5 protein-coding genes are annotated in these 4,125 nt (G+C 59.1%); 1 reads left to right on the forward strand and 4 read right to left on the reverse strand.

What is annotated here, in order from left to right; translation table 11 throughout:
- Positions 1–189: Uma2 family endonuclease (locus NW839_RS13335; RefSeq protein ID WP_414380709.1), on the forward strand; the 189-nt coding region annotated here is incomplete at its 5' end.
- A gap of 169 nt (positions 190–358) precedes the next feature.
- Here NW839_RS13335 and rsgA read toward each other — a convergent pair.
- The 4 genes from rsgA to NW839_RS13355 all read right to left on the reverse strand — a co-directional run.
- The gene (rsgA, locus tag NW839_RS13340) at positions 359–1,402 is read right to left on the reverse strand and encodes a ribosome small subunit-dependent GTPase A (RefSeq protein WP_414349856.1); all 1,044 of its coding nucleotides are present in this window, start codon (positions 1,400–1,402) and stop codon (positions 359–361) included.
- A complete protein-coding gene (locus NW839_RS13345; protein WP_414349857.1) occupies positions 1,399–1,668 on the reverse strand; it encodes a sulfurtransferase TusA family protein in 270 nt (89 codons plus the stop codon). Before NW839_RS13345 ends, rsgA begins: the two co-directional genes overlap by 4 nt.
- A complete protein-coding gene (gene dnaJ / locus NW839_RS13350; RefSeq protein ID WP_414329167.1) occupies positions 1,665–2,849 on the reverse strand; it encodes a molecular chaperone DnaJ in 1,185 nt (394 codons plus the stop codon). Before dnaJ ends, NW839_RS13345 begins: the two co-directional genes overlap by 4 nt.
- A 130-nt stretch (positions 2,850–2,979) precedes the next feature.
- The coding region (locus tag NW839_RS13355) for an Hsp70 family protein (protein WP_414380710.1) at positions 2,980–4,125 on the reverse strand (1,146 nt) is incomplete at its 5' end.

A 4,125-nucleotide genomic window follows, 5' to 3' on the forward strand; every position in this document is an offset into this window, starting at 1 on the left:
CAGGCCAAGATGCAAGAATACATGGACAACGGCTGCCGGCTGGGGTGGCTGCTGGATCCCAAGGCCAAGCAGGTGATGATCTACCGACAAGGGCAAGCGCCGGAATTGGTCGAAGATCCGGAAACCTTATCGGGAGAGGACGTGCTGCCGGGCTTCACCTTGCCCATCCGCAAGATCTGGTCCACCTGACATTCTACGGTCGTTTTATAGTCATTTTAGACAGGAATGAAACATTTCTGTTGTATTGTGTATTGTTCCTAACTCCCCTCTCCCAAAGGAAGAGGGGCTGGGAGTGGTCGCAGAAGCTGCACGGAATGCTTGAGGAGTGTCTCAATCTAGTTTGGAATGACTATAGTCCTCAGATTGGGGTCTTTCGCGCAATTCTGGCGAGACTGGGATCTTGGCCAGGCTGGATAAGGCCCACCGATGCCTTTTGCACCTGCTGGACTTCTTGCAAAAGCTGCAAGTAAAAAGTCCGTCGTTCCCAATCCAGATCTCGGAGCCCACAGCCCGGCTCTCGATGGTGTAGGCAATCGCGAAACTGACAGGCGCCCAAACGATCCCTTACTTCGGGGAAGCACCGTATCAACTGCAAAGGATGCACCGGCGGGATCCCTTCGCCAGCATTGAATCCCGGCGAATCGGCGATCCAACCGCCTTCCGGCAAAGGAAACAGCTCCACATGGCGGGTGGTGTGCCGACCATGGCCCAAACGTCTGGAGACGGCCTGAGTGGCCAGCCGAACGTCCGGCAGCAGCCGATTGAGCAAGCTGGATTTGCCCACCCCGGAAGGGCCTGTCACCACCGAGATCTGATCTCGACAGCACTGTTGCAACTGGGGGATCCCAGCTTGGGTGTGGGCACTGACCAACAGAGGCTCATATCCCCACCTCTGCAGGCGTCCCACCCAGGTTGTCGCTACCTCGGGATCCACGCAGTCACATTTGTTCAGCACCACCTGAACCCGCAGTTGGCTGGCCTCGGCTTGCACCAGCAGACGACTGAGGGCATTGGGCTCAGGGTCGGGCTCGGCTAGGGCCACCACCACCAGAACTTGGGTTGCGTTGGCAATAGCAGGTCGAGGCAGTTGAGTGCGCCGCGGCAGGATCACCTCGATCACCCCCCGCTCCGGCCAGAGAGCGGCGGCAGCAGGCGGCAAGCGCACCTCCACCCAGTCCCCCACCATCACCTGCTGACCCATTTTTTTCAGCTTGGCCCGACTGGTACAGAGAATCTCTGCCGGCGTGGGCTTTTCAACCGGAAACCGAGCCGGGATCTCGGGAAAGAGGGCAGCCAAACTTGGATCGATACGCACGCGATAAAAGTTGGCCTGCGCTGCTCGCACCCAGCCGGTACAACTGGATCCCGGATCCCCCTTTCCTTCTGGTTTCACCGGGCTCATGCCGACTCAGGCGTGCCACGACGCACCCAGAGAATGTGATGGCCTTCGGGGGAAGCTGCCTGTCCCTCAATCCGATGCCCGGCCATGGCTAGACTGTTGGGCACCTGCTCCAGGGGTTCTCCCGCATCCAGCCATAGCTCCAGCAGTTCTCCAGGAGCCATGCGCTCCAGGCGCAGCTTCGCCCGCACGTAGTTAAGTGGGCAAGGGATCCCGCGCTGGTCAAGGATAAACTTGACCTCTTCCGACGAAACAGCCTCTGCAGTCATTCTTCCTCACGCTCCCGGTTGCCAGGCATCTGGGCCAGCCCCCGCAACAACCCGCCCAAGAAACCATCCCGCTTGTTGATGCGTTCTCCGTGCAGCTCAGCCAGGCGCATGAGCAATTCCCGCTCTTCTGAGCTGATGCGGGTGGGGATCTCCACCACCAAGGTGATTTGGTGGTCGCCCCGAGACATCGGGTTGCCAATGCGAGGTACCCCCTTGCCCTCCAGGGTCAGCACTGTACCCGGCTGGGATCCGGCTGGGATGGTCAGCTCCACCTCCTCCTCCAGGCCGGCTTTCGAGTCCACGGTGGGCACAGAGACCTTGGCCCCCAAGATGGCCTGCAAATAGCTCACCCGCACCTCCGAGAGAATGGTCAGGCCATCTCGCTGGAAGTCGGGATCCGGTTCCACAAACAGGTAGACGTAGAGATCCCCGGGCGGGCCACCGCGTCGACCGGCATCGCCTTCCCCAGAAACCCGCAAACGGGTGCCACTATCCACGCCGGCTGGGATGTTAATGCGCAGTTTCTTCGTGGTTTGGGCCAAGCCCTCGCCATTGCAGTTGTAGCAGGGCTCTTCCAACACCTGACCGCTGCCACCACAGGTGGGACAAACCGAGACCTGGGTAAAGTTGCCAAACGGCGTGCGGGTTGCCCGCCGCACCTGACCACCGCCCCCGCAGGTGGGGCAAGTTTTCACCTCCGTACCGGGCTTGGCCCCGCTGCCCCCACAGACATTGCAGACCTCCAGGTGGCTGATGCGAATTTGCTTTTCGCCGCCGAAGATGGCTTCCAGAAACTCCAGTTTTAGGTCAAAGCGCAGATCATCGCCCCGTACCGGCCCCTGGCGACTGCGGGCATAGCTGGCTCCTGCCCCTGCAAAGTTGGTGAAAAAGCTCTCGAAAATGTCGGCAAAGCCACCCATCCCCGCAAAATCCTGGAATCCACTTGCTGCCGCAGCAGCTCCACTCAAACCCGCTTCTCCAAAGCGATCGTAGCGAGCTTTTAGCTCATTATCAGAGAGCACCTCATAGGCACGGTTGATCTCTTTGAAGCGCTCCTCGGCGCCTGGCTCCTTGTTGACATCCGGGTGGTACTTACGAGCCAACCGTCGATAGGCGCGCTTGATCTCCTCTTTGGAGCTATCGCGGCTAACCCCCAAGATTTCATAGTAGTCGCGAGCCATAGAAGCGCTTCAGAAGAGGTTAAAGATCAAAACATCAGACACACTTGAGATGCAACTTGTCAGGCAGCACAACCGAAGCAGACCTACAAGGCACCGGAGCTGGGGGAGAGCAAGCAGTTGCCTAGAATCCTCAGCGAGCTCCATAGATCTCGCTACCCATCTCCAGCAGGACAGCCCGCAGTTCTTCCATTGCGTTCCGTAAAGTTGCTAAGTCTACGTTATCATTTGCCAGCAATGCCCTCAATGTGCCCGCCACTTGAGCCCCCCGCTGGATTCGAGCTTCGCTGAGGCGATTGCCATGCTCCTGCAGGGTTTTGTCGTAGTTGTAGAGCAGGCTATCTGACTGGTTGCGGGCTTCCACCAACTGCCGCCGGCGCTGATCTTCTTCGGCATAGGCCTCCGCTTCCCGACGCATTCGCTCGATCTCGCTGCTGCTCAAGCCACCGTTGTTGGTGATCTTGACGCTCTGCTCGATTCCTGTCCCCTTTTCCCGAGCCGAGACTTTCAAGATCCCGTTGGCATCGATGTCAAAAGAAACCTCGATCTGGGGCACCCCACGGGGAGCCGGCGGGATCCCGGTCAGCTGAAAGCGGCCCAAGGTTTTGTTGTCTTTGGCCATGGCCCGCTCTCCCTGCAGGACGTGAATCTCCACCACACTCTGGCCATCGGTGGCAGTGGAGAAAATCTGGGTTTTACTGGTGGGAATGGTGGTGTTGCGCTCGATGATGCGGGTGAAGACTCCCCCCAGCGTTTCCACCCCAATCGAGAGAGGGATCACGTCCAGCAGCAGTAGATCTTTCACTTCTCCACCCACCACGCCTGCCTGGATGGCAGCGCCAAGGGCCACCGCCTCGTCCGGGTTGACGGAGCGATCTGGGTTTTTTTTGAAGATTTGCCGAATTTTCTCCTGGACAGCGGGAATACGAGTAGAGCCGCCCACCAGCAGCACGCGGTCGATGTCTGCAGGGGAGAGGCCAGCATCCCGCAGCGCCTGTTCTGTAGGCTCCACGGTGGCCTCCACCAGATCCCGCACCAACTCCTCAAACTTGCCGCGGGTCAGCTCCACTTCCAGGTGCTTGGGCCCCGAATCGTCGGCGGTGATAAAAGGCAGGTTAATGAGTGTAACCTGGGTGCTGGACAGCTCAATTTTGGCCTTCTCAGCAGCCTCCCGCATCCGCTGCAGGGCCATGCGATCCCGCGAGAGGTCGATCCCTTCCGTCTCCAAAAACTGACGGATGAGCCAATCGACAATTCTTTGGTCGAAGTCATCCCCCCC

Origin of the sequence: Synechococcus sp. R5-15 (assembly GCF_047462035.1) — a bacterium.
In the GTDB taxonomy this organism is placed as follows: domain Bacteria; phylum Cyanobacteriota; class Cyanobacteriia; order Thermostichales; family Thermostichaceae; genus Thermostichus.

What these genes read in the sequence shown, in the direction of transcription:
- dnaJ (WP_414329167.1), bottom strand. Translation starts at nt 2,849, where the DNA reads ATGGCTCGCGACTACTATGAAATCTTGGGGGTTAGCCGCGATAGCTCC.
- rsgA (WP_414349856.1), bottom strand. Translation starts at nt 1,402, where the DNA reads ATGAGCCCGGTGAAACCAGAAGGAAAGGGGGATCCGGGATCCAGTTGT.
- NW839_RS13345 (WP_414349857.1), bottom strand. Translation starts at nt 1,668, where the DNA reads ATGACTGCAGAGGCTGTTTCGTCGGAAGAGGTCAAGTTTATCCTTGAC.